Genomic DNA, 25,167 nt, shown 5'->3' on the forward strand with positions numbered 1-25,167 from the left:
AAACACCAATGGCACGTTATTTTAACGGCAAGGAAATTGAATTGCTGGCACCGGCCGGAACCTTCGATATTTTTAATGAAGTGATCCGCTCGGCCTGCGATGCCGTCTATTTCGGCGGTCCTGTACTTAACATGCGCATGATGCGCAAAGGCTACAATCTTTCACATGAAGAAATCATTCAGGCGATAGATATTGCCCACAGCCTCGGCAAGAAGGTCTATATCACGGTCAACAATCTGTTCAGCGAAGAGGATGTGGAGGAGTCCAGGGAGTATCTGCGGTTTCTGGACGGCGCCAAGCCGGATGCGCTGATCGTTCAGGATATGGCTGTGCTGGAGCTGATCCGCGAGATGGGGCTTACGCTTCCGGTTCACGCCTCGGTCATGATGAATGTGCATAATCTGGAGATGATCTACGCCCTGCGCGATCTCGGCGTAAGCCGGGTAGTCACCTCCCGCGAGATGGACCTGCAGACGGCCAGGCTGCTGGGGCAGCAAAGCGGGATGGAGCTGGAGTATTTTGTCCATGGGGATATGTGCTCCGTGCACGGGGCTAACTGCTATTTCAGCTCCCAGGTGTTCGGCATGAGCAGCAACCGGGGGAAATGCATGAAGCCGTGCCGCTGGGACTACAGGATCAAGAAGGACGGCTTCATCTACCCGGCCGAGTATCCGCTGGCGGTCAAGGATATGTACATGTACGAGCATCTGCCGGAACTGATCGAATCGGGCATTACCTCCTTCAAAATCGAAGGCCGGATGCGCGATAAGGAGTTCATGGTAGCGCTGGCGAACAGCTACGGACAAGCGATTGACCGTTATATCGAGGACCCGCTGTCCTTTGACCGCAAGGTTGACGCCCAGAAGCTTTACCGCAGCCGCAAGCGCGATTTCTCCACCGCTTATGCCTTTGGCAAGCCGGGCTTGTCCAATATTAACCGCCGCTATGAAGGGACGGGCAAGTTCTACAGTACCGGCAAAGTATTCAGTACCCCGACCGCTGAACGCGAACTGTCCGGGACACGCGTGGCGCAGCTGCGCGAACGGCTGGGTGAAGCGAAACGGAGCAAGCCGGCGGAGCCGGAGCTGGCGGTGCGGGTCAACAATATGGCACAGGCCAAGCTGGCACTGGAGATGGGCGTCGATACGCTGTATTTGCCGGGGGATGTGTTTGAACCGGACCGGCCGTTCAGCAAGCAAGACATTAAGGAACTGGGCGCGCTTAAAGGCAGCACCAAGCTCATTCTCGGCATGCCGCGGATGATGACGGAGCAGCACTTCAGCCAATATGACCATTTGCTCAGCGGAGAGCGGCTGCCGATTGACGGGCTGCTGGTTACCAACCTTGGCGCGATCCGCCGTTTTGGACGGATGGGCTATCCGTTGCTCGGGGATGTGAACCTGAATGTATACAACCATCTTTCCGCCGGATTGTATGCCAGTCTGGGCCTCGACAAGCTGACGGTTTCACCGGAGATGACGCTGGAGCACTTCGCGACCTTTGCTTCCCGCTGCGAGCAGCCGCTGGAAATGGTGGTGCACGGCTCTCCGGCGCTGATGTACATGGAGCATGACCTGTTCGAGAATACGGAAGTCATGGAGCCGATTGGTGAAGAGGACAACCGGTTCGTGCGCAACGATGTGCTCGTGCTGATGACGGATAAGGGTGAGAATCCAGTCTACCGTGACCAATACGGCCGCTGCCACCTGCTGTTCTCCAAAGAGCTGTGTTATCTGCCAATGCTGCAGGAGCTGAAGGGTATGGGTATTGCCAGCTTCCGGATCGAAGCCGCTACATATACTGTGGAGGAACTGCGGGCCATTATTACAGCCTATCAGACGGCGATACAAGATAGCGGTGATGCTGCTGCAGAAGAAATGCTGGGCGGCCTGAAGCCGGTATATGCGGGCTTTACGCTGGGTTCGCTGCAATTCAATTAATGGTTTAATTTTTAAATACTTCGGTGATAGAATAGATTTGGGATATTGGATATCGCAGAAAGTACTTTTTTTCACAAATAGGAGGAACAACGGATGGAAGCTCAACCCTATATCGGCAGAGAGGCGGTTGCCGCCAAGCGCAAGCAATATTTCTATCCTTGCACCGCCCATTTCTACCGCGATGCGCCGCAGCTGGTGCGGGGAAGCATGCAATATGTCTATGACGAGAACGGCAGGGAGTATAAGGATTTCTTCGCCGGTGTGTCTGTAGTCGCCTGCGGGCATTGCAACCCGGCGATTACCGGCCGGACGATCGAGCAGCTGCAGCTGCTGCAGCATACCTCGACCATCTACCTGACCCAGCCGAATGTCGATCTGGCGGAGCGGCTGGAGCAGGTGCTGCCCGGGAATCTGCGGCGCAGCTTCTTCGTGAACAGCGGCTCGGAGGCCAATGAAGGCGCGCTGCTGCTGGCGCGGATGCATACCGGCCGCAAGGGCTTCATCGCGCTGGAGAGCGGCCTGCACGGGCGGACCAATCTGACCATGAGCGTTACCGGTCTGGCCATGTGGCGGACGGACAACTATCTGGACGAGGATGTCACCTTCATTGAACGGCCGTATCAGCCCGGGATGACGCTGGAAGCGGCGGCTGAGGTCTCGCTAAACAGCTTGAGACGCGTGCTCGCCGAGAAGGGGGACGGTATTGCGGCTATGATCGTGGAGCCTATCCAGGGCAACGGCGGCATGGTGATGCCGGTCTCCTGGTATTTCCGCGAGGTCAAGCAACTGCTGGAGCAATACGGCGTGCTGCTGATCGACGATGAGATTCAGACCGGCTACGGGCGCACAGGCGCAATGTTTGCCATTGAGCACTTTGGCGTGGTTCCCGATATTATCAGTATGGCCAAAGCACTCGGCAACGGTGTTCCCGTTGCGGCCTTCGCCACGACGGATGAAATCGCCGCCTCGCTGAACCGGCCTTCGGCCTCCACCTTCGGGGGCAATCCGGTCTCGGCGGCCACGGCCCTGGCTGTACTGGACTACATTGAGAGTCAGCGGCTGCCGGAGCGTTCAGCGGAGCTGGGCGCGCAGCTGAAGCAGGGTCTCCTGTCCCTGCAGGAGCGCTATCCGGCGCTGGTGGCCGATGTCCGGGGAACCGGACTGATGCTCGGTGCGGAGCTGCAGGCGTCAGATGCAGCCGCCGCCGCTGTGCTTACAGACGATGTGCTGGAGGCGATGAAGGAGCGCGGCTATCTGATCGGCAAGAATGGAGTAGGCCGCAATGTGCTTGCCTTCCAGCCGCCGATGGTCATTACTGCGGAAGATGTGGACGGACTGCTGCAGAACCTGCAGGAAGTGCTGGCACACTGTGAAAAAGAAATGCTTTCTTCCGGAAAGTGATTTAAAATAGTGGCATCTAAGCTGCATCAAGGGGAAAGAGGCTAGGCAATTATGGTTATTATCAACGCATTTAAGACAACTGCGCTGAAGCTGAAAATGTTCAGCGAACTGGTCATGTTCTCGCACACGTTGTTTTCGCTGCCGTTCGCAGTGATCTCCATGGTGTGGGCGGCCGGCGGCTGGCCTTCCGGGCATATGATGCTCTGGGGACTAATTGCTTTAATCGGTGCGCGTAACGGCGCCAATGCCTTCAACCGGCTTGTGGATCGTTCCTTCGACGGCCAGAACCCGCGCACCGCGCACCGGCATTTGCCGCAGCGGCTGCTGGCGGAGAAGGAAGTTGTTTTGTTCATTATTATCAACTATGCCGTATTTATCGTCGCCTCCGGCATGCTCAACCTGCTCTGTCTGGTGCTGTCGCCGGTGGCCATCGTGCTGATCTCATCCTATTCCTATACGAAGCGCTTTACCTTTCTCAGCCATCTGTACTTGGGCTTTGTTATTGCATCGGCCCCGATCGGCGCATGGTTTGCCGTCACCGGCAGCATCGCTTTTACCCCGTTTGTCCTCGGTACGGTGGTGATGCTCTGGATTGCCGGCTTTGATATTATTTACGGCACCCAGGACATCGAGTTCGACCGGCGGCACGGCTTGTGGTCGATTCCCAGCTTCTTCGGACTGGAGAATGCACTCAAGATTGCCAGAGCCCTTCATTTCATTATGGTGCTGCTGCTGCTCTTCCTCTTTGTCTGGATGGATATGGGCTGGATGTATCTGGCGGGCATCGGGGTGGCGACCCTGCTGCTGATGACCGAGCACCGGATAATCAAGCCGACGAACCGCAAGCTGATGAAGGTGGCTTCGTATAACCTGAATCAGGTTATCAGCATGGTCATTTTGTTTTGCACGTTGATCGATTATTTCCTGGTAAGATAAGTTAAGGCGGCAATTCCCGAGCATGATGACCGGGAACTGCCGCCTTTTTTGATTGATTTGGACAGGACATATCTATAGTCTTAATGGTTTCGTACCTTATCGCTGTCGAAAGCTTGCTTTACAGGTAATTTTGCAGGACTAACCTCAAAGATAATCAAAAATTACTGTATAAAATCAAAATTCATGATATGAAAATATGTAATTATATGTAATAATCGCTGGTGGATTCTATTGTAATATTACAAGTTTACTAAATTATGAGAAGGAGGCTTTACAAATGAGTAAGCGGTTACACATGTTGGGTTTCAGGTCTGTCATTGTGTTTGTGTTGTTTGCACTGATCCTTCAGGGCCTGGTACAGGTCCCGTCTGCATCGGCCGCCGCAGCCAGGCAAGCGGAGAAGCTGAACCGCGGAGTGGTGGCGGTGAAAGTGTCAGGGGGCGTCTTCGTCAGCTGGCGGCTGCTCGGCACAGAGGATTTGTCGGTAAGCTTTAATCTGTACCGCAGCGGGACCAAGGTTAATTCCAGCCCGATTATCGGCAGTACCAATTATCAGGACAGTGCAGGCACTACGTCTTCAACCTACACCGTACGGGCAATCGTCAACGGGACGGAACAGGCGGCTTCACCGGCAGCCAGTGTATGGAGCAACAATTATCTTGACGTGCCGATTCAGATTCCGGCAGGCGGCACTACGCCCGACGGCGTCAGCTACACCTATAGTGCCAATGATGCCAGTGTCGGTGATCTGGACGGGGACGGAGATTATGAAATTGTGTTGAAATGGGACCCATCCAATTCCAAGGATAACTCGCAGAGCGGGTACACAGGCAATGTGTATCTTGATGCCTATGAGCTGAACGGTACGCGGCTCTGGCGGATTGATCTCGGAAAGAATATCCGGGCCGGCGCGCATTACACGCAATTTCTTGTATATGATTTCAACGGAGACGGCAAAGCCGAGGTGGTCTGCAAAACCGCAGACGGCACCGTGGATGGCGGCGGGACAGTAATTGGCAGCGCCAGCGCCGACTACCGGAACTCCAGCGGTTATATTCTTACAGGTCCAGAGTACCTGACGGTATTCAACGGCCAGAACGGCAAAGTGCTCAAGACCATTGATTACGTGCCGGCACGCGGAACGGTATCCAGTTGGGGCGACAGCTACGGCAACCGCGTAGACCGTTTCCTGGCTGGAGTCGCTTATCTGGACGGTGTCCATCCAAGCATCATTATGGCTCGCGGCTATTATACCCGTTCGGTGGTGGTGGCTTTTAACTGGGACGGCAGCTCGTTGACGCGCAAGTGGACCTTCGACAGCAACAGCTCCACTAATTCCGGAACAGCGGGCCAGGGCAACCACAGCCTGAGCGTAGCCGATGTGGATAATGACGGCAAGGACGAAATCATTTATGGCGCATTGACCATCGATGATAACGGGGCGAAGTTGTATAATACCGGACTTGGACACGGGGATGCCCTGCATGTCGGCGATCTTAATCCGAACCGCGCCGGCCTGGAAGTCTTCAAGGTGATGGAGAACACAAGCGCTGCCTATGGCGCAGCCGTATGGGATGCTGCGAACGGTACGGTCCTGTGGGGCGTAAATACTGGGGCGGATACCGGACGCGGCATGGCGGCTGACATTGATCCTAACTATCCCGGAGAAGAGGTATGGGCCAGCAATGGAGTAGGGCTGTACTCGATTACCGGAACCAAGATCAGCAGCTCGACGCCTTCGATCAACTTCGGGATCTGGTGGGACGGTGATTTGTCGCGGGAACTGCTGGACGGTGTCAAAATTGACAAGTGGAACCCGTCCAGCAGTTCCGTGTCTAACCTGCTGACCGGTGCCAGTGTAGCTTCCAACAACGGCACCAAGGCGACGCCAAGCCTGCAGGCCGATCTGCTCGGCGATTGGCGGGAGGAGGTCATCTGGCGCAAATCCGATAACACCGCCCTGCGCATCTATACGACTACTGCCGTCACAGCGAACAAAATCTATACCCTGATGCATGATCCAGTTTACCGGCTGAGCATCGCCTGGCAGAACACAGCTTACAACCAGCCGCCGCATACGGGCTTCTTTCTCGGCAACGGCATGGGCGCTGTCGTCAAGCCCAATATATACGTGGTGCCTTAAGTGATATCAATGTATTAAAAAAAGCATTTGCCCCTCCTCCGTGGAAGGGCGAATGCTTTTTAGATGACAGGGCTTTTGGGATGCCCTGCCATGGTGCTGGTGAGCTGCCGTTCACAGTGGAGTGTCCGGGGCTCAGTGCCATTGCTGCACTTTTTAGCGGTCGCGGCCCGAGAAATACTCCAGCAGCGTCAGCAGATCGCTGTAAGCCGGGTAGCCGGACAACTGCTTAGCCAGCCTCTCGGCTTCGAACAGAATCTCCCGGCTGAACTGCTCGGTGCGGGCCAGCGCGCCGCTGCCGCTGATCAGCTCCAGCACATGGGTGATCTCCTCCGGCGATGAGGAAGGGCCGATAGCGCGGATAGCCGGTGCAATAGACTCGTCTTCCAGGGCGAACAGCACCGGCAGCGTGACTTGCCCGTGCTGCAGGTCACTGCCGGCCGGCTTGCCGAGCACATCAGCCGACTGGGTGAAGTCCAGCAGATCGTCCTGAATTTGAAAGGACATACCCAGCGCTTCACCGAAGCGGTACAGAATCCCGGCCACTTCTTCGGAGCTTTCAGCGGCCAGAGCGCCGACCCGCAGGCAGGTAGCCATGAGCAGGGCAGTCTTATTGCGCGACTTCTCCAGATAGTCCTCAATGGTCAGGCTGTAATCGTAGGCATGCGCCAGCTGCTGGTACTCTCCCAGGCAGAGCTGTGCGGTCGCCACTGCGGACAGATCGTGCACATACCGGTTCTTGTCCCCGGTATATTTGCTGAGCAGCTCGATGACTCTGGATGACATATAGTTGCCGATGTGGACGGCGGAGAGCACGCCGGTCTTCATATGCAGCGCAGCTTCGCCGCGCCGCAGCTCGGCCCCGTCGATAATATCATCATGAATCAAAGAAGCCGCATGAATGAATTCGGCGGCGGCGGCCAGTTGAAGCACCCTCCGCCCCGGAGCCGAGGGGCCGAAACGGCTGCCAACGATGAGCAGAAGCGGACGGAGACGTTTGCCGCCGGAGCGGACGAGCTCCAGAATGCTTTGCGCCAGCTGCGAATGCTTGGGAACATCTTTATCGCGGGTCACGAGATTTTCAATCTCGCGGTTGATTTCGTTCAGATCTATGTGTAGTGCTTCATGCAGCTTCATTGGTTGTCCCACCTGTCAAATGGCTTTGCTTGCACGGCCCCGCTGCCGGCGCTCCTGGAGGAGGTACTCTGACATTTCAGCCGCCGGATTATGCTCCGCAAAGTCTCCATTTGAACGTCTGATTTGCAGCTTCTTGATGGAAGGCGCCAGATAGGCGACGAGATCGAGTTCACGGTATTTAATGGCAAACTGCAGATACAAGCTGTACAGATAATCGCCATCCAAAATATTGCGGGTCAGATCGGGATGATGCGGGATGCATTCCTGATGGCGCCTGGCGGCTAAAGTAAGAATGATATATAGACCGAGCAGATGAACTTTGCGTTCATATTGCAGATCATTGCCGTCCAGTGCCGGGAGCAGTGGCTCGCATTCCGCCGGAGAGAGATGCAGCTGAATTCCGGCAATGGGCGACATTTCAGCCTCCAGCAGCCGGAAAGTATCTGTAATAAGTTGATTGTTCACAAGATCCTCTCCTTCTTGTCGGGTTTGCCGGAAGCAACCATGTCCCTGATGATCCCACAAAACCCGTTGCACTTTCACCTTGTTAAACAAGGAGAGTAATGTGTCACAAGGACACATTACTCTTAAGAATAACATATTCAGCTAAGGTAAGCTTTCATGCTTTTATCTTTGGCTATCATGCAGCCTAGGCTGAGCGTCAGTCCGTAAACAGGTACCAGCGCCTTACGAGCGGAATCTTCTTCCATTGCTTCTTGAGCCAAGGAAGAACATAATAGTCGAGACCGAAGGTGCTGCCCGATCCGCCGATGCAGGCAATAGCTGCGCCTACATACCAGAGCATCTCGGTCGAGGCCATCTTCGTAGACCAGATCATGACGGCCATCGCTATCGTTGCAATGGAAGCAATCGCTGTAAAGAGACCGACGATCAGCATAATGCCGAAGACGATTTCGGCGCAAACCATGCCGATTTGGAACCACTTCGCCAGGAAGGTATAAGTTCCGTCATTGTTGTAGAACATCAGATCCATGAACCAGTTCGTAATGTCATAGACGAAGCCTGGAACCGGAAGGGCTTCAACGGCTTCCTTTGCAGTAGTAACTGCGGAAGCAGCCGATTGTGCGTCAACCGTTGTCTTAACGGCATCCACGGCCTGGCTGGCTGCGGAAGTAGCGTCAGCGAACGGAGCTGCCGGGATCAGGAAGATCTTATCGGGGTCTTCCCATATCTTCTTCAGCTTGTCGATACCTTCATAGAGCCACATGCCGCCGAGCAGCATACGCAGCGGAACGAGCCAGAAGTTCGGCGACCGCTTGGAGAAATATCCGCCGACGAAGCTCTTGCGGTTCTCGACATGGAAGATTTCATGCATCAAATAAGTCCATACTTTATTGAAGCCTGCCACTTGGGACAGGTATAGCATATTAATCGCATGCTTGGAGAGCATCGCCAGGAATCCGGTAAGCATGAACAGCTTGCCTGGAAGCCCGACGTTGGCTACGCCGTAACGGCTGCCGATGGAAACCATCGTTCCGTGGAAAGCCGGCTTATACGCCTTCTTCTCAGTGCCTTTAATATCGGCTTCGATATTCTTGGCGATGAGCGGAGCAGCCTGCTCGGCATTCTCAACCATCTGCGGGACCGGACGTTCTTCGCCTTCAGGGATGTAGAAAATGTTGTCCCCTACGACATAAACATTCTTATGGTCCACGCTTTCCAGATGCGAATTGGTAACGATACGTTTACGTCCCTGCTGCTGTACATCCAGGCTGCCGACAATTTCGGAGCCTTCAACACCGGCAGTCCAGACGATTGTCTGTGCATCGACGACGTTCTTCGCACCAAGGGCTACACTGCCTTTGCCCACTTCGGTGATCTTGGCGCCGGTCACGATTTCCACGTTCAGCTTACGCAGACGGGCTTCGGCCTTCTGGATCAGCTTATCCGGCAGGATCGGCAGAATCTTCGGAGCCATATCGGCTACGATCAGCCGCACTTCGGACGGATCAATATAGAACTCTCTGCACAGCTCATCGCGTTGCTCGGCCATTTCGCCGACCAGCTCGATGCCGGTGAAGCCGGCGCCGATGATGACGAAGGTCAGCATGGAGCGGCGAACCGCAGGATTCTTCTCTTTGGCCGCGAGGGTGTACATATCGCGGATTTGGCGCTTCAGCGTAACGGCATCGTCGTAAGACCAGAAGGAGAAGGTGTTCTCTTCCGCTCCGGGAATGCCGAAGAATGTCGGCTTGCTGCCTGTGCCGATAACCAGGTAGTCATAGGCATAGGATGCTTTTTCGGATTGCAGCTTCTTGTTCTTGAAATCGATATTGCTGATCTCGTCAAGCACTACATCCACTTTGAGACCTGCAAAAATCTTCTTCAGGTCAATCTTGATCGAATCTTCCGGTGCGCGGTTCGCAGAAACCTCATGCAGCTCAGTCAGCAGAGTGTGATAGGGATTCCGGTCGATCAGCTTAATTTCTACATTGTTGTCGTTTTTAAATTTCTTTGCTAGTTTCTTAGCCGTGAGTACGCCGCCGTAGCCGCCGCCCAAAATGACTATTCTTTTCAAGAGAAACTCACCTCGTTTGTCTGATTAACTGCAAGAGGGTTGCGAATAATTATTTCGCGCCTTCGAGTGCTTTTTCTACCAGTGTGAAGTACTCGCCTACATGGATGGATACGCCGGAAATCGCGTCAGTCTTGCCTTCAGCATCCAGAGTAGGGGCAGCACCGTTCTGCAGGTAGTAATCTTCAGCCTTCTCGATTTCTTCATGCCATTCAGCGGAAGCGCCGCCGGCTTTCATGCCGTACTTGCCGTCGATGGAGTATTGCTTCTTGTCTTCGTTGTTAGCGTTCAGGCCGCTGAATTTAACGGCTACTACGTTGCCGCCGGCAACAGTTACGTCAACCGTCGACTTCCAGCCGGAGTCTGCGTCCATTTCGCCTTCTGCATGGTATCCGCCGTCTTTGTAAGGACCAACTTCAACCGGGCCGGCTGCAAGTGCTGCTGTAGCTGCTTCTACGAAGTCGTTAACGTGTACGGATACGCCGGATACGGCATCGGTATGTCCTTCGCCGTCGAATGCGATAGCTGCAGGGTCTTGTTTTTCAATCAGGAATGCTTCTGCTTTGGCTGCTTGTTCATGCCATTCTGCCTGAGCGCCGCCCTTTTCTACCAGACCGTATTTGCCGTCTTCGGATACCTTCTTCTTCAGGTCGCCTGCGTTGTTCACGTTGAATGCGTTCCAGTCAGCCGCAGTGATTTTGCCGCCTTCAACAGTAAGGAGTGCAAAAGTCTGCCAGCCGGTTTCAGCATCAACAGGAACAGTGGCGAAGTAAGTGCCATCCTGATATTGACCGGTTTCGGCGGTGTTGCCGGAGTTGGTTGCCGGTGCCTCGCTGGCAGCTGGGGCATTGGTAGCAGTGTTGCCTGCTGCATTGTTTGCAGCGTTGTTGTTGTCGCCGCAGCCTGCGAGCAGTGTGCCCAGTACGAGGGCGCTCGACAAGATAACAGAAGCTTTCTTCATTTGAAATGACCTCCAAAAATAGTTTAAAATATATATATTAAAATGTAAAACATTTTAATAGCTCTGGAAGTGATAAAAATCACTTTATAAATGATAAATGTCACTATAAGCAGAGGGTTTGACGGGCAATTGTAGCAATCCCCCTACATATATCGGTAAACGTTATGAAAAAATTTAATCATTTCGTTTCGACTCCGATGGCATTCTAGCACATCTCTGCTGATATGTCATGTGAAAATAATCACTTAAAAATCTAAGTTTTAACTTGCAAATGAATTATATCAAATTTTAAAAAAATAGACTACCCGCTGAAAAAGTATATTATGTGACAAAAAACGACTTCCCCGGCACGCGCCTCAGATTCGATTCAGCCCTTGGAGCCAAGGGTAATTATATTTCAGGACACGAGCCTCTGACCATACTTAATTACTTAAGGAGATGAGCAGATAATGGACAGCAACGTAATCAAGGGGAAATGGCTGCAGTTTAAAGGCGAAGCCAAGAAGCAATGGGGCCAGCTCACAGATGACGACCTCAATGTTATTGACGGTGAAAAAGATAAATTGATCGGCAAATTGCAGGAACGCTACGGACACTCTAAGGACGATGCCGAGGCGGAATACCGCAGCTGGGAACAGTCGCTCCGCAGCTGATCGGCCGCACGGTTGACTGGATACAATCAAGCCTCAGTAACATTACGGTCATACATGCCAGAAGAGGCGGTGTCTTATGGACAAATTCCATGTTGCGGCCGGACGGATCATAGAAATCCATAATGATCGGGTGATTACGCTCGAAGGAGATATGATCTGCACATACCACCCCCGGTACTATACTGTGCCGGCTGAATATGACCAGGCAGAGGAAGCTATGAAGCCGGAGCTCCATAACGGGCAACGGGAGGAGCAATCGCCAAGGCGGAGAAATCTGGCCTGGCCCTGGTTTCCTCTTCACAAGAAGAGCGCGAATCGCATCTGATTTGCGCTCTTCTTCTGTGAACAACTGTTTGCAAGAGGAGTCTTTTTTCCAGTACATATCTATTCTATGAAAGAACGATTTTGTATATTCAACTTCTTATATATGCTAGTATGGAGAGTAAAATAACTGCCTTTTCACATGCAGCAGGAGTGAAGCTATGGAATATCTCAAAATATTCTTTGTGAATACCGCCATCCTGATAACTCTCGCTTATTTGGCGAACCTGATATACAAGCATACACTCTCGCATGCATCGCAGCGGATTCAGCAGACGAGCTGGGTTGTCCTGGCAATTTTTGCCGGATGGATCAGCTCTTTGTTCGGCTACAGGCTTGACGACCATGTCATTTTCGATCTGCGGGTTGTGCCTCTGATGATCTCTACGCTGGCTTACCCGCATCCTTTTACGCTTATTCTGATCGGCATAGGCATCGGATTGATGCGTCTGACCTTCGGTTTTACTGAGGCCGCTTGGGTCGGGGTGCTTAATTTGTCGCTGCTCGGCTTCGTATGTGCCGCCTTAAGCTTGTGGATCCGCCGCTCGCAGGCCTCGATGAGCTGGAAAGGCTTTGTAACCATTGTGCTGGTGAACGTAATCAATGTGGTTAACATTGCGGCTTTTGGGGTTATTCCCGCTCACGAGTATATTACAAAGATTATGCCTATTACCCTGCCGGCGGGCTTTGTGCTCAGCCTTTTATTTGCCATGATCATCCGCGACTTTCATCTGGAGCACATGCAGCGGGGCCAGATTATCAGAGCCAACCGCATGCTGTCGGCGCAGACGGAGGAGCTGCATAAGAATAAGCTGGCACTGGAGGAGCGGGCGCAGCAGCTGATGCTGGCTTCCCAGTACAAGTCGCAGTTTCTGGCCAACATGTCGCATGAGCTGCGTACCCCGCTGAACAGCATTATCAACCTGTCCCAATTGATTAAGGAGAATGAGGAGTCGCTCAGCCGCAGGGAAATCAGCGAATTCGCCGGAGTGATTCAGCATTCGGGAGAAGATTTGCTTGCGCTGATCAATGATATTCTCGATTTATCCAAAGTGGAAGCCGGCAAGCTGGACATTATGCTGGAGGAATTGAATGTCAGCGAAATTCCTGAGCTGCTGGCGCTGCAGTTCGATATTGTTGCGAAGCAAAAAAAGCTGGATTTCATTATAGCCCTGGATAATGACCTCCCGGCAACGATTACCACGGACCCTAAACGGGTGCAGCAAATTCTCCGCAATCTGCTGGCCAACAGCTTTAAGTTTACGGAGACCGGTTCCGTTGAGCTCAAGGTCCGGACGGAGGAGCATACTGCAGAGGATGGACATACACGCTGGCTTGTATTTGATGTATCGGACACGGGGATCGGCATTGCCCCCGAGAAGCACAGTCTGATCTTCGAAATGTTCCAGCAGGCAGACCCCGCCATTAGCCGCCGCTACGGCGGGACGGGTCTTGGCCTGTCCATAAGCAGCGACCTGGCCCGGCTGCTAGGAGGATTCATCACGCTGCAGAGCGAGGAAGGGACCGGCAGCCGGTTCTCGCTCTACCTGCCTTATTGAAGCATCCGCTCCTTTGCCAGAAGCTCCAATCCGAATTGTAGCTTTGTCTTATTGACAGTGGATTGCCACTGAGTAGAATGAAGCCAAAGCTGCAAGAAGGAGTGTCATGACCCCATGAACATCATGCTTAGCGGGCAGCCCGGCAGACGCAGCAAGCGCAGCCGCAAGCCCTCGTTACACCGCAGAAATCTGCAGATTGCCACCATTGAGGGGATTCCTTCCACAATCTTTCAGGTGCTGCTGCAGGGGCAGTTCCTGACCGGCTATCTGCTCTATTTGGGCGCAAGCTCCGGACAAATCGGCTTTGTGCTGGCGCTGACCACGCTGGTCAATGTAGCACAGATCGGTGTAGCATATTTGATCCAGCGGCTGCCCAGCCGTAAATGGGCGCTGGTGACCTTTATCGGCCTGCAGCGGCTGCTGTGGGTCTCTACGGGATTAGTTCCGTTTCTTTTTCCGCGTGAATACTGGGTTATGGCTTTTATCATCCTGTATACCAGTGCATTTATCGCTAACACGGCAGGCGGCATGCTGTGGAACTCCGTAATCAGCGATCTTGTGCCGGCCCGCGTGCGCGGGCGCTACTTCGGAATCCGGAATACGCTGCTGAATGCGCTGGGGAGTCTCGTCATGTATGGCGGGGGCGTTGTGCTGGACCGTTATCCCGGCGGACAGGGATTTCTGATTCTCTATATTGTGGTCTGGATTTTTTCTTTCCTGAATATCGTGGTATTTTTCTTCTACCCGGATGTCCCGTTCGAGAAATCGGAGGAGACGAGCTTCCTGCCGATGGTTAAGAAACCGCTTCACGACCGGCTGTTTATGAAATCGACGCTGTTTCTCTCCGCATGGCTGCTGCTGCAGAACATTACGGTTCCGCTGTATTCGTACGTTATGCTGGAGCTGCTGCATCTGGGGTATGAAACCTTGTCGCTGCTTAATGTGTCGCAGACGGTCCTGATGATGGCCAGCTTCTATGTGTGGGGCAATCTGAACGCCCGGTACAGCAACAAAAGGTTGCTGCTGTTTACATTGCCGATCATTGCAGTCTCTTCGCTGCTGTGGGGCCTGCTGTCCGTGCTGCCGTTGCTGCCGGTGCTGTTCGCCGCCCACATGCTGTTCGGGATTGGTGTAGGCGGTTTCAACCAGCTGGCTTTCAACTTCATTATCGGAGACACCCCGAAACGGGAACGTCCGATGTATATGGCGATGTATGCGGCGCTTACAGGGCTGGCAGCATTCTTCGGTCCGGTACTCGGGGGACAAATATATGAATGGATTACAGACTGGCCGCACTGGACGCAGGTATACGGTATGCAGCTGCTGGTGGGTGTGCTGATGCTTGTCCTTGCTCTGTTTCTGGGACGCCGGGTTCTTAAGGATTAGTTATCGAAGCGGCTCTTTATGGCCGGTAAAAGGAGGCGCGTTATGGTGAAGATAGCGGTAGTGCTGGGGGCCACAGGCCTTGTCGGCAAGGCAGTGACCAAAGACCTGCTGGCGGGTGATTGGACGGAGGTCCGTGTGCTGGTCCGCCGTCCGCTGCCCTTTGAGCATCCGAAACTGAAGCAGGTCATCGTGGATTGGGAACGGATCGGGCAATATAAGGAAGAATTTACGGGAGCTGCAGCCGTGTTCTGCTGTCTGGGGACGACGATCAAGAAAGCTGGCTCGCAGGCTGTTTTTGAACGTGTCGATCTGGAGTATCCGCTGGCCGCCGCCAGGCTGGCCAAGGAGTGCGGCGTGAAGCAGTTTCTGGCTGTATCCTCGATGGGAGCGAACGCCAAATCGCGTAACTTCTACAGCCGCACCAAAGGCAAAGCCGAAGATGGGCTGATTGCGGCCCAGTTCCACGGTCTGCATCTTTTCCGCCCGTCGCTGCTGCTCGGGGACCGCGAGGAATTCCGGCTGGGGGAACGTGCGGCGGCCGTGCTTATGAAGGCGCTCGATTTCGCCATGGTCGGCCAGGCGGCCAAGTACCGGGCGATTCCCGGCGCTAAAGTCGCCCGGGCCATGGTCAATATCGCTTCGGCCAATACGGGAGGAGTACACATCTATACGAATGATGTGATTCACGTGGTCGGCGGGCGCTGATAACCGGAACAGCCCGGGCTGATTGATTTGCATGATGCAGCCAAGGCGGCGTACAATGGGACATAATACATGCGTACATAGGGCAACCGCCGTGTACCGACAGGAGGAGCGTATCGTGAGTAAGAAACAGGTGGCTACAACGAAGGCGCCGGGAGCGATCGGCCCGTACAGCCAGGCAATTGTTACAGGAAGCTGGGTTTATACCTCCGGCCAGCTCGGGCTGAATCCGGAAACGGGAGAATTGGCCGAAGGCGTCCAGGAACAGGCGCGTCAATCGCTCAGCAATGTGAAGGCCATTCTTGAGGAAGCGGGGGCAACTCTGGAGCAAGTGGTAAAGACGACAGTATTCCTGAAGGATATGAATGATTTCGCAGCTGTGAACGAAGTGTACAGCACGTTCTTCTCGGAGCCGTATCCGGCGCGCAGCGCCGTAGAAGTGGCTCGTCTGCCGAAGGACGGCCTGGTGGAAATCGAAGTGGTAGCCCGCAAGAAATAATGTTTCTGCAATAACAGACAGGCTGCTCCGCCATTGAAATGGCGGGCAGCCTGTTTGCTGTGCGCTAAGAGCCGGATTAACGCCGGCGGCGCGGTGTCAACAGCAGCCACAGACTGTATAGCAGCAGCAGTCCGGCGGCAACCAGCGCAGTGATAAAGACGCTGCCTGTCTCCCGCTGTTCAACAGCAATGGCAATAAAGGCCCAGACGAAGATCAGGGGGTAAATGCTGTCCCGGTGAGGGAAGCTGACGAGAACCGCCAGCAGCGTGCCCACGATCAGCATGATTACTGCCCAAGTGATCCCGCTGAGACCAAAGCCGCCCCAGTCATTCTTTACCAGCACAATACTGACATTGACAATGGTAGCGACGGAGATCCATCCGAGGTAGATGCTGAAGGGTAGCCGTAGCAGCCAGTTCTCGCCGGTGGACGGAGCGGTAATTGCCCGCGTCTTCCGGTAGATGACGATCAGCGATACCAGCAGCAGAACCATAACCGCAAGGGACAGCTCGATATAAAGATAATGCCAGAGAATCAGCCAGCCCATATTAAAGATACAGCTAAGCATAAACCAGATGCCGATGGAGCGTACCGAATCGCGTGAACCGGTTGCCCCGCGGAACTGGTAGATCACAAATCCGGCCAAAAGCACATAGATCAGCGACCAGATGCTGAAGGCATAGCCGGCCGGCGTGAAATAAGTGTGGTAACGGTCGGAGATTTCGCCGGTGGTTCTTCCGCCAAGCGGCAGTGCTACCGAAAGCACATTGACGGCAATGACGCCAAGATAGAACAACAGGTTCCACCATTTATAAGGGTTAGTGCGGTTCAAGTCGGTCACTTCCTATCCTATGAATTGGTAAGACGGGTCCCGGGTCTATCTAGAATATACCCGCATTGTTTGCGGTTCAGACTAATTCCCCAAAAAAAATGACCGGCAGGTCAACGGAGATTGAAGGATAGCAGCCCGGAAAGTCGGGGTAAATATGTATGATGTGTATTTTCACAAATTCGGCGGCAGCCGGAAGGGGGACGAACAGTAATGGAGAGCAGTGAAGCGATACGCCCCGAGAAAGTCGGACCACTGATCATGAAGGAGACCTGGACCACTCCGGGCAGCATGGTGTCGTGGGAGCGGGCGGAGAATATCTACATTTGCCATGGGGAGCGCGGCGGGATCGTCTTTATATTCCTGGGGGACGATATGTTCCGGATGAAGGTATTCCGGGGGCGGGCTCCTGATTTAACGACGAGCCCGGCAGTGCTGCCGGAATGCTGCATTCCTCATCGGTTCCCGGCGGAGGAAACGGAGAATGAGCTGATCTTCACTACCGGCGCGATCCGGTTAACCATTGTTAAGTCGAACTTTGAGATCCGCGTGGAGAACCGTGAGGGCAAGGTGATTATGGAGCAAAATGCGGTCAGCTGGAATCCGCGCGGCGCCAGCCATGCGGAATATGATATGCAGCCGGACTCCCATTTCTACGGTCTAGGTGAGAAATCCAGCTTTCTGGACAAGCGCGGCGAGAAATATACGAACTGGAATACGGATGTGTTCGCCCCGCACCTGCCGGAAATCGAAGCGCTCTATGAGTCTATTCCGCTGCTGATTCATATGCACGATGACCTTTCCTACGGGCTGTTCCTGGACAACACAGGCCGCAGCGACTTCGATATGCGTTCCCATGGGGTGGCGTTCTCGATCGGCTGCTCCACCGGGGCCTACGACATGTATTTTATTAACGGGCCGGAAATGAAGGATGTAGTCAAAAGATATACGTCTCTGACCGGCCGCATTCCGCTGCCGCCGAAATGGGCGCTCGGCTACCACCAGTCACGTTACAGCTACATGAACCAGCAGGAGGTTCTGCAGCTGGCCCGCACCTTCCGCGAGAAGCAGATTCCATGCGATGTCATCTATCTCGATATCCATTACATGGACGAATACCGGGTCTTCACCTTTGATCCCATCAATTTCGCCGAGCCGGAGAAAATGATTGCAGAGCTGGGTGAACTGGGGATACGCATTGTGCCGATCGTCGATCCGGGCGTCAAAAAGGACCCCAACTACGAGGTGTACAAGGAAGGGGTACTGAACAAGCATTTCTGCCGGCGGCTGGAAGGGGATATTTTCTTCGGGGAAGTCTGGCCGGGCATCAGTGCATTTCCGGACTTCAGCGACAGCCGGGCGGCCGAATGGTGGGGTGATCTGCACAAGTTCTACACCGATCTCGGCATCCAGGGCATCTGGAACGATATGAACGAGCCGGCGGTATTCAATGAGAGCAAGACGATGGATCTTGATGTCATGCATTTCAACAACGGGCGTCCGGTAACCCATGAGGAATACCACAACCTGTACGGAATGATGATGTCAAAGGCGACGTATGAAGGCTTGACCGAGCATATGCAGGGCGAACGGCCCTTTGTGCTGACGAGGGCGGGCTATGCGGGCATCCAGCGTTATGCCGCCGTCTGGACCGGCGACAACCGCAGCTTCTGGGAGCATATGGCGATGGCGATGCCGATGGTGCTCAATATGGGCCTCTCCGGTCTTGCCTTCTCAGGCCCTGATATTGGCGGATTCGCCCACCATACCTCCGCGCAGCTGCTGGTGCGCTGGACGCAGATGGGCGTATTCTTCCCGTACTGCCGCAATCATTCCTCCATCGGCACGCTCCGTCAGGAGCCCTGGTCGTTCGGAGAAGAAGTAGAGACGATTCTGCGGGATTACATCAGCCTGCGCTACCGCTGGCTGCCGCACCTGTACAATCTGTTCCATGAAGCGGAGATGACCGGACTGCCGGTCATGCGGCCGCTGATTCTGGAATATCCGCGTGATCCGTATCTGTATAATCTGTGTGACCAGTTCCTGCTGGGCGAGGGTGTGCTGATCGCACCGGTCTACCGTCCGGACACGGAACACCGCTCGGTCTACCTCCCCGCTGGGCGCTGGCTGGATTATTGGGACGGTGAAGTTCATGCGGGTGGACAGCACATTCTTGCCGCTGCTCCGCTGCATATTATGCCGATGTATGTGAAGGCAGGCAGCATGGTGGCCGAAGGTCCGCTGAAACAGTATGCGCTGGAAGAACAGGAAGAGGCGGTAACCTTTCATTTGTACGGCGCCGAGGCGGAAGAAGGCTTTACTGCTGCTTATACATTATATGAAGATGACGGACACAGCTTCGCTTACAGGGGCGGGCAGTATTCGCAGCTTGCGGTAACCGCCGCCGGAGAAGAACGGGCTTTACGGATCAACTGGTCCTACCAGGTGCGTGAGTACGCTCCGCGCAGAGAGCTGCTGCGCTTTGCGCTTTGCTATCCGTTCTTTGCCGCAGCGGCGGTTGACGGCCTGTCCGAGCTTACGCTGGAGCAGCTTGACGAAGGACGCACAGGCTGGGCGCGAAACGGTAAGAATGGTGCGATTATTGTACAGGCCGCTGACGACCCGGCCGGCGGGGAGCTGCTGATCCGGGCGGCCCGCGATGCGGCAGCGGATGAATAGAAACCAAGGAGAGAGTGTTTCAGGGCCGGAGCCCTGGAACACTCTTTTTGTATGTACCGGTAGAAAAATTATGTGAAATGTTTTTAAATTGAGGCTTTTTCGTATAAGATGAAGGGATGAACTAAAATATCCGCTTTAGGAGATCACCGATGATTATGCATCTGTATGCCATTTGGCTTGGGGACGTTTTATTTTGCTTTTCCGGAGAAACTTCGGAGCCGAAGGTCGACGCGTGGACGCGCGTGGTTAAACGGCTGGAGTTCCGCGGGGGGCTGCGCCCGTTTGCTGGCGCCGCACTGCGGCTGGCGGAAGTGAAATATCCAATTTCCGTCCCGGCGGAAGGGAGAACGGGGCGGCGCGGCCTGCCCGGCCGCACGCTGGAGGGCCTGGCGCTCGGACCGAGGGAGGCCTTTGAGCTGCTGCTGGCCTGGGAGGAGCAGGTTTGCCGCGTCAAAGGCCTTGAGCCCGGGGGCGAACTGCGCTATTGGGCGGCCGCAGCCCGGTTCGCCCTGGAGCTGCTCGCAACCGGCGGCATGGTGCCGGGTGCGCAGCCGATGCGCACCGGAAGCCCGCGCCGGCGCGGCGGCGAGCAGGCCGCAGCCGCAGTGTGGCGGCCGGCTTTCCGCACGGAGGCCACCCGGGAACATTTCCTGGGGCTGGCCTCCGCTATGCCGGTAATCGCACTGGGTGCGCATATTGCCGAGGAAGGCGAAATGTCCAGCCGTACGAATGCGGGGGCGTATGTGTTGCATTCCTTCTTGCAGGCGGTCATGAGTGTGGAGATCAAACGGGTCATTGCGGGTATAGAACGGGAACTGGAGCCTTACAAAGCGAACTACCGCCGGGGTTCGTCGCCTCTCGGCGAGCTGTGGTGGAACAGCCTGCTGACCGGCAGCCGCGATGTCCCGGTCCAGGGTACCCCGGCCGAAGCCGCAGAGCTGCTGGAAGCCGTGCAGCTTACGGCAGGGCATGAGGTGCCTTATGCCGAAGGGCAGGAAGAGGCCGGCGGCCGGCTGGGCCTCGGGCTGCGGCTGGAGCCGCCGGAGGGAGCCCATGCGGCGTGGCGGATTACCTTCTGGGCGGAGAACCGCGAGGAAGGTGAATTCTGGCTGCCGGCTGCGGCGGTCTGGAGCAGTCCGGAACGGGAATTTACACTGTGGGGCAAGCGGTACCGCCATATTCAGCGCCAGCTGCTAGACTGGCTGGGGCAGGCTGCAGCCGTCTCCCCGGAGATCCGCGAGGCCTTGTGCGTTCCCGCACCGACGGGAGCGGAGCTTACGCAGGAGCAGCTTTACGCGTTCCTGAAGGAGAGCGTGCAGCCGCTGCGTGAACGGGGCATCACGGTGCAGATGCCGTCGCGCTGGAGCCGGGAAGGACGCCGCCGGGCGGGGATGAAGCTGAAGATGCAGCTTCCCGCCGGCGGTCAGGAGAGCCGCGAGGAAGCGGCACTGGGCCTGGAGATGCTGGTCTCCTTCCGCATCGAGGCCTCGCTTGGCGATACCTCCGTCAGCGAAGCGGAGCTGCAGGCGCTGGTGGAAGCAGGTGTGCCGTACGTCCGCTTCCGCGGCGAGTGGATCGAGGTGGACCCGAAGGAGCTCCGCCAGGTGCTACGGTATATGAAGCGGAATGAGAGCGGGGAGATGGCGGCAGCCGACTGGCTGCGCCTGGCCGCCGAGGATGAGGAAGAGAGGCTCTTCAAGGGGTTGTCCGTGACGGGAATGGAGACGGCCGGGCTGCTCTCGTCGCTGATGCGCGGCGATGTGCTGCGCAGCCTGCCGCTTCGGCCGGTGCCGGACCGGCTGCAGGGGACGCTCAGGCCCTATCAGGAGCGGGGCTTCCAGTGGCTGGCCGCGCTCAGCGGGCTTGGCTTCGGCGTGTGCCTGGCCGATGATATGGGCCTTGGCAAGACGGTGCAGGTGATTGCCTGCCTGCTCGACCGCGCCTTGACCGCCCCGGCTGCCGAAAGGCGGGACCCGGTGCTGATCCTCTGCCCGACCTCGCTGCTTGGCAACTGGCAGCGGGAGCTGCAGCGGTTCGCGCCTTCGCTCAGCGTGCATATTCACCACGGAGGCAGGCGGGCTCGCGGCGAAGACTTCAAAATGCTGGCGGCGGGCCATGAAATCGTGCTGACCACGTACCATCTGGCCGGCAGAGACAGCGAGGATCTGGCCGGAGTCCGCTGGTCTACCGTGGTGCTGGATGAAGCGCAGTATATCAAGAATCACCGCACCAAGCAGGCGCAGAGCGTGATGAAGCTTTCGGCGCCGCACCGTATCGCCATGACCGGTACACCGGTGGAGAACCGGCTCGGCGAGCTGTGGTCGATCTTTCATTTTCTCAATCCCGGTTATTTGGGCAGCTACCACTCATTCCGGCAGCGTTACACAAACGGCGAAGGCGGAGAGCGGCTGCGGGAGCTGCACCGGCTGGTATCGCCGTTTCTGCTGCGGCGGCTGAAGAGCGATCCGGACATCTCCAAGGACTTGCCGGAGAAGCTGGAGCTGAAAGCCTATTGTGCGCTTACGGAGACACAGGCTGCCCTGTATCAGGGTGTAGTCAATGAAATGCTCGGAGTGATCGGTGAGCGCTCGGGCTTTGCCCGGCGCGGACTGGTGCTGGCGTCCCTGACCCAGCTTAAGCAAATCTGCGACCATCCGCAGCTGCTGCGCAGAGACGAGGGGAAAGGCGGACGTGCCGAGCAGTCCGGCAAGCTCGATATGCTGTTTGAGGTGCTGGACAGCATCGCAGAGTCGGGGGAGGCTGCGCTGATCTTTACCCAATATGTGGCGATGGGCGAGCTGCTGGTCTCCCGGCTGGCCAAGCGTTACGGAACGGCGCCGCTGTTCCTGCACGGAGGCGTGGCCAAGCGCGAGCGCGATGAAATGGTGCGCGTCTTCCAGGAAGGGGAGGGTCCGGCCTTCTTCGTCCTCTCGCTGAAAGCCGGGGGCGTCGGCCTCAACCTGACACGGGCCAATCATGTCATTCATTATGACCGCTGGTGGAATCCGGCGGTGGAGAACCAGGCGACAGACCGGGCCTTCCGCATCGGCCAGCATAAGAATGTGCAGGTCCACAAGCTGATCTGCCAGGGGACGCTGGAGGAGCGGATCGACGAGCTGATCGAGCGTAAAAAGAACCTGTCGGAGCAGGTGGTCGGCTCCGGCGAGAATTGGCTGACCGAAATGTCCAACCAGGAGCTGGAGGAGCTGATCACCCTCCAGGGCCAGGATTGGATGTAAGCGGCGGAGGATAGACAGGGAGGAATGGACACGATGAACCAAACGTCGAAGCAGCAGCCCCAGCTTCTGCCGGGTGAGCTGCGGATCACCGGGGGAGCTTCCGGAGAGGCTGCACTGACCCTGCAGGTTCCGCGCTGGAACGCCGGACAGCGGGAGAGTGTGCTCCGGCGGCTTGCGGACCATCCTTGGCAGCTGTATGTCCTGCTGAACGGCGGACCGGGCGCGGAGCTGGACGGGGTGCCGCTCCTGCCGACTGCCGAAGAGCTGCAGGCACATAATCCGCAGAGTGCAGAGGCTGAGCTGCAGCAGCCGCTTACGCTGCTCAGCGAAGCCTTGGAGGAAGAGCCGCTGCGTCTGTTCGGGCTGCGCGGCATGGATAAGGAAGAGCTGCAGAACGGGGTCTTTGCGCTGTGGGCGGAGGAGGCGCAGGATGAGGCCGCCGGGGCAGACAGGGCGGCTCCGGGAGGCGCCCTGGCCCAGGAGCTGCTGCGCCTGGAGCGCAAAGGCTCCGCCGTGCCCACCGGCGAGTGGCTGGCGGAAGCGGCGGCGGAGGGCTCGCTGCATCAGCCGGGTGCGCAGTTCCATGCGCTGGCCGCGCGGCCGTTCCCGGCGTCACCGGAGGTGGCGGTGCCGGCGGAGGATTGGGGCGCGCTGCTGCCGCGCACGCCCCGGTCCGGCGAGGGGCTGGCGCTGATTATGCGCCGCACCGCCGAGGCCGCGCAGCGGCGGGCAGCGGAAGCCGCCCCCGGCGCGCAGCCGGCGGAGCGGCCGGGCAGCCGGGGCTAGCCCAGGGCGGCGGGGCTCGTCTGCTGCGGCTGCGCCAGGCGTCTGGCGCCCGGCAAGATCGGGGCTGCACGAGAAAGTGCAGCCAATCAAGAAACGCGGTGCGGGACAGTTTCTGCTGTCCCGCACCGCCTTTCTTGATAAACAGTGGCCCGTTGCTGATAACCGGTTAGTTGGATTTCCGCCGCTTAATTTCTGCTCATGCTGCCGGAAAATAAGGTTAGTTGGAAAATTGCATACTAATTCAGCATGTTTACAGACGGCGGCAAGGATTCATCCGTATTAGATGGCGAATATCGAACTAATTCTCTGAAATCGCCTGAAAACGCAGAATTAGATGGCGGAAATCGAACTAACGCGCGAAAGGCTGGCCAAGCATCAACTTTACTCTCCGCGCTGCGGCTCCGGGTACTCTCCGCGCTGCGGCTCCGCGTACTCCGCGCGCTGCGGCTCCGCGTACTCCGCGCGCTGCGGCTCCGCGTACTCCCCACGCTGCGGCTCCGCGTACTCCGCGCGCTGCGGCTCCGCGTACTCCCCGCGCTCCGTCAGCTCAAGGATTTCGCGGCGCAGGCGGAGCATCCGCTGATCCAGCTCGTCGGCGGCCCGTGCCGCCTCCTTCAGCTCCTCCGCTACATGCGGGGGCAGCCGTTTGTCGAATTTATAATAGAGGATATGCTCCATGCTGGCCCAGAAATCCATGGCGAGCGTCCGCAGCTGAATCTCCACCTTCACCCAGCGCGTTCCCTCCAACAGCACCAGCGGAATGGCCGCAATGATGTGCAGGCTCTGGTAGCCGTTCGGCTTCGGATTGGTGATGTAATCCTTGATCTCCAGTACACGCAGATCCTCGCGTCCGCAGAGATGGTCGACAAGGCGGTAAATATCTTTGACGAACGCGCAGACAATCCGCATGCCGGCGATATCGTGGATGTGCTGCTCCATATTGTCCAGGGTAAGCTCATGTCCCTTGCGCTCCAGCTTCTGCAGAATGCTCTTGGGCTCTTTGATCCGTGTCTTCACATGCTCAATCGGGCTGAACCCGTCGCGTATTTGCCACTGCGTCTTAATGACGTCAATTTTATTCTCAAGCTCATTCAGCGCGTGGCGGTAAAGCGCCGGCAACGCTTTGAAATTCTCCATCTGTCTGGCGAAACCCTCATCCACTTGCCACTTTTGCAAATCCTTGACGTGGACCTGCAGCTGGTTCAGCGCAGCTTGCGTACTATCATATTCTTCCACTGAGACTCTCCCGCTATCGTATTTGTGACTCATTGAACTTCCATGTATAGTTATTTTAACTTATGTTCCGGTATGGACGCAAAATCAGGCCCCTGCCGGCGGTGTGAACGGTGTGGAGGCTCCTTTTTGCCGTTTCTGTCCGCAGATAATGATTCTGCCCGAGACATTTGGTATGATAGAAGCACGTTTTCGCAGTATTCATGTAGAGGTAAGAATAACTTGACGAA

At 56.1% G+C, this 25,167-nt stretch carries 19 protein-coding genes; 13 read left to right on the forward strand and 6 right to left on the reverse strand.

Going from position 1 to position 25,167, the window contains the following annotated elements:
- Nucleotides 1-8: 8 nt before the first annotated feature.
- The 4 genes from F1381_RS15300 to F1381_RS15315 all read left to right on the forward strand — a co-directional run bounded on the left by F1381_RS15300 (nucleotide 9) and on the right by F1381_RS15315 (nucleotide 6,420).
- The gene (locus F1381_RS15300) at nucleotides 9-1,940 is read left to right on the forward strand and encodes a peptidase U32 family protein (protein ID WP_151735710.1); all 1,932 of its coding nucleotides are present in this window, start codon (nucleotides 9-11) and stop codon (nucleotides 1,938-1,940) included.
- Nucleotides 1,941-2,033: 93 nt separating this feature from the next.
- Nucleotides 2,034-3,341 (forward strand): aspartate aminotransferase family protein, encoded by a 1,308-nt coding sequence (locus F1381_RS15305; protein ID WP_151735711.1) that lies wholly within the window; start codon nucleotides 2,034-2,036, stop codon nucleotides 3,339-3,341.
- Between the two features lie 51 nt (nucleotides 3,342-3,392).
- Nucleotides 3,393-4,277: a UbiA-like polyprenyltransferase gene (locus F1381_RS15310; RefSeq protein ID WP_151735712.1), complete on the forward strand. Its 885-nt coding sequence runs from the start codon at nucleotides 3,393-3,395 to the stop codon at nucleotides 4,275-4,277.
- 277 nt (nucleotides 4,278-4,554) lie between these two features.
- Nucleotides 4,555-6,420, forward strand: a complete 1,866-nt coding sequence (locus F1381_RS15315; RefSeq protein ID WP_246188047.1) for a rhamnogalacturonan lyase — start codon at nucleotides 4,555-4,557, stop codon at nucleotides 6,418-6,420.
- 153 nt (nucleotides 6,421-6,573) lie between these two features.
- On the opposite strand, the gene F1381_RS15320 is transcribed toward F1381_RS15315, so the two are convergent.
- From F1381_RS15320 to F1381_RS15335, 4 genes are all read right to left on the reverse strand, one after another.
- Nucleotides 6,574-7,554: a polyprenyl synthetase family protein gene (locus tag F1381_RS15320; RefSeq protein ID WP_151735713.1), complete on the reverse strand. Its 981-nt coding sequence runs from the start codon at nucleotides 7,552-7,554 to the stop codon at nucleotides 6,574-6,576.
- A 15-nt stretch (nucleotides 7,555-7,569) separates the two neighbouring features.
- Complete coding sequence (locus F1381_RS15325; RefSeq protein WP_151735714.1) at nucleotides 7,570-8,019, reverse strand: hypothetical protein; 450 nt, start codon at nucleotides 8,017-8,019, stop codon at nucleotides 7,570-7,572.
- A 196-nt stretch (nucleotides 8,020-8,215) separates the two neighbouring features.
- The gene (locus tag F1381_RS15330) at nucleotides 8,216-10,093 is read right to left on the reverse strand and encodes an FAD-dependent oxidoreductase (RefSeq protein WP_151735715.1); all 1,878 of its coding nucleotides are present in this window, start codon (nucleotides 10,091-10,093) and stop codon (nucleotides 8,216-8,218) included.
- Between the two features lie 49 nt (nucleotides 10,094-10,142).
- Nucleotides 10,143-11,051 carry an FMN-binding protein gene (locus tag F1381_RS15335; RefSeq protein WP_151735716.1) on the reverse strand — a complete coding sequence of 303 codons (909 nt, stop codon included), beginning with the start codon at nucleotides 11,049-11,051 and terminating at the stop codon, nucleotides 10,143-10,145.
- A 449-nt stretch (nucleotides 11,052-11,500) separates the two neighbouring features.
- Here F1381_RS15335 and F1381_RS15340 point away from each other — a divergent pair, with 449 nt between their 5' ends.
- The 6 genes from F1381_RS15340 (at nucleotide 11,501) to F1381_RS15365 (ending at nucleotide 16,171) form a co-directional block, all read left to right on the forward strand.
- Nucleotides 11,501-11,704: a CsbD family protein gene (locus F1381_RS15340; protein ID WP_151735717.1), complete on the forward strand. Its 204-nt coding sequence runs from the start codon at nucleotides 11,501-11,503 to the stop codon at nucleotides 11,702-11,704.
- Between the two features lie 76 nt (nucleotides 11,705-11,780).
- On the forward strand, nucleotides 11,781-12,029 hold the full coding sequence (locus F1381_RS15345) for a hypothetical protein (RefSeq protein ID WP_151735718.1): 249 nt from the start codon (nucleotides 11,781-11,783) through the stop codon (nucleotides 12,027-12,029).
- A 157-nt stretch (nucleotides 12,030-12,186) separates the two neighbouring features.
- On the forward strand, nucleotides 12,187-13,584 hold the full coding sequence (locus F1381_RS15350; protein WP_151735719.1) for a sensor histidine kinase: 1,398 nt from the start codon (nucleotides 12,187-12,189) through the stop codon (nucleotides 13,582-13,584).
- Nucleotides 13,585-13,698: 114 nt separating this feature from the next.
- Nucleotides 13,699-14,970 (forward strand): MFS transporter, encoded by a 1,272-nt coding sequence (locus F1381_RS15355; RefSeq protein WP_151735720.1) that lies wholly within the window; start codon nucleotides 13,699-13,701, stop codon nucleotides 14,968-14,970.
- A gap of 42 nt (nucleotides 14,971-15,012) precedes the next feature.
- Nucleotides 15,013-15,675, forward strand: a complete 663-nt coding sequence (locus tag F1381_RS15360) for an oxidoreductase (RefSeq protein WP_151735721.1) — start codon at nucleotides 15,013-15,015, stop codon at nucleotides 15,673-15,675.
- 115 nt (nucleotides 15,676-15,790) lie between these two features.
- Nucleotides 15,791-16,171: a RidA family protein gene (locus F1381_RS15365; protein WP_151735722.1), complete on the forward strand. Its 381-nt coding sequence runs from the start codon at nucleotides 15,791-15,793 to the stop codon at nucleotides 16,169-16,171.
- A gap of 76 nt (nucleotides 16,172-16,247) precedes the next feature.
- Here F1381_RS15365 and F1381_RS15370 read toward each other — a convergent pair whose 3' ends face one another.
- Nucleotides 16,248-17,003, reverse strand: a complete 756-nt coding sequence (locus F1381_RS15370) for a tryptophan-rich sensory protein (RefSeq protein ID WP_151735723.1) — start codon at nucleotides 17,001-17,003, stop codon at nucleotides 16,248-16,250.
- Nucleotides 17,004-17,213: 210 nt separating this feature from the next.
- Here F1381_RS15370 and F1381_RS15375 point away from each other — a divergent pair, with 210 nt between their 5' ends.
- From F1381_RS15375 to F1381_RS15385, 3 genes are all read left to right on the forward strand, one after another.
- Nucleotides 17,214-19,679, forward strand: coding sequence for a glycoside hydrolase family 31 protein (locus F1381_RS15375; protein ID WP_151735724.1), 2,466 nt, complete (start codon nucleotides 17,214-17,216; stop codon nucleotides 19,677-19,679).
- A gap of 149 nt (nucleotides 19,680-19,828) precedes the next feature.
- Nucleotides 19,829-22,918: a DEAD/DEAH box helicase gene (locus F1381_RS15380; protein WP_151735725.1), complete on the forward strand. Its 3,090-nt coding sequence runs from the start codon at nucleotides 19,829-19,831 to the stop codon at nucleotides 22,916-22,918.
- Nucleotides 22,919-22,951: 33 nt separating this feature from the next.
- Nucleotides 22,952-23,704, forward strand: a complete 753-nt coding sequence (locus F1381_RS15385; protein ID WP_151735726.1) for a hypothetical protein — start codon at nucleotides 22,952-22,954, stop codon at nucleotides 23,702-23,704.
- A gap of 381 nt (nucleotides 23,705-24,085) precedes the next feature.
- Here the strand turns inward: F1381_RS15385 and F1381_RS15390 are convergent, their stop codons facing one another.
- Nucleotides 24,086-24,940 carry a GTP pyrophosphokinase gene (locus F1381_RS15390; protein WP_425495279.1) on the reverse strand — a complete coding sequence of 285 codons (855 nt, stop codon included), beginning with the start codon at nucleotides 24,938-24,940 and terminating at the stop codon, nucleotides 24,086-24,088.
- Nucleotides 24,941-25,167 lie beyond the last annotated feature (227 nt).

Source organism: Paenibacillus tengchongensis, assembly GCF_008973665.1.
GTDB classification, from domain to species: Bacteria; Bacillota; Bacilli; order Paenibacillales; family Paenibacillaceae; genus Paenibacillus_AQ; species Paenibacillus_AQ tengchongensis.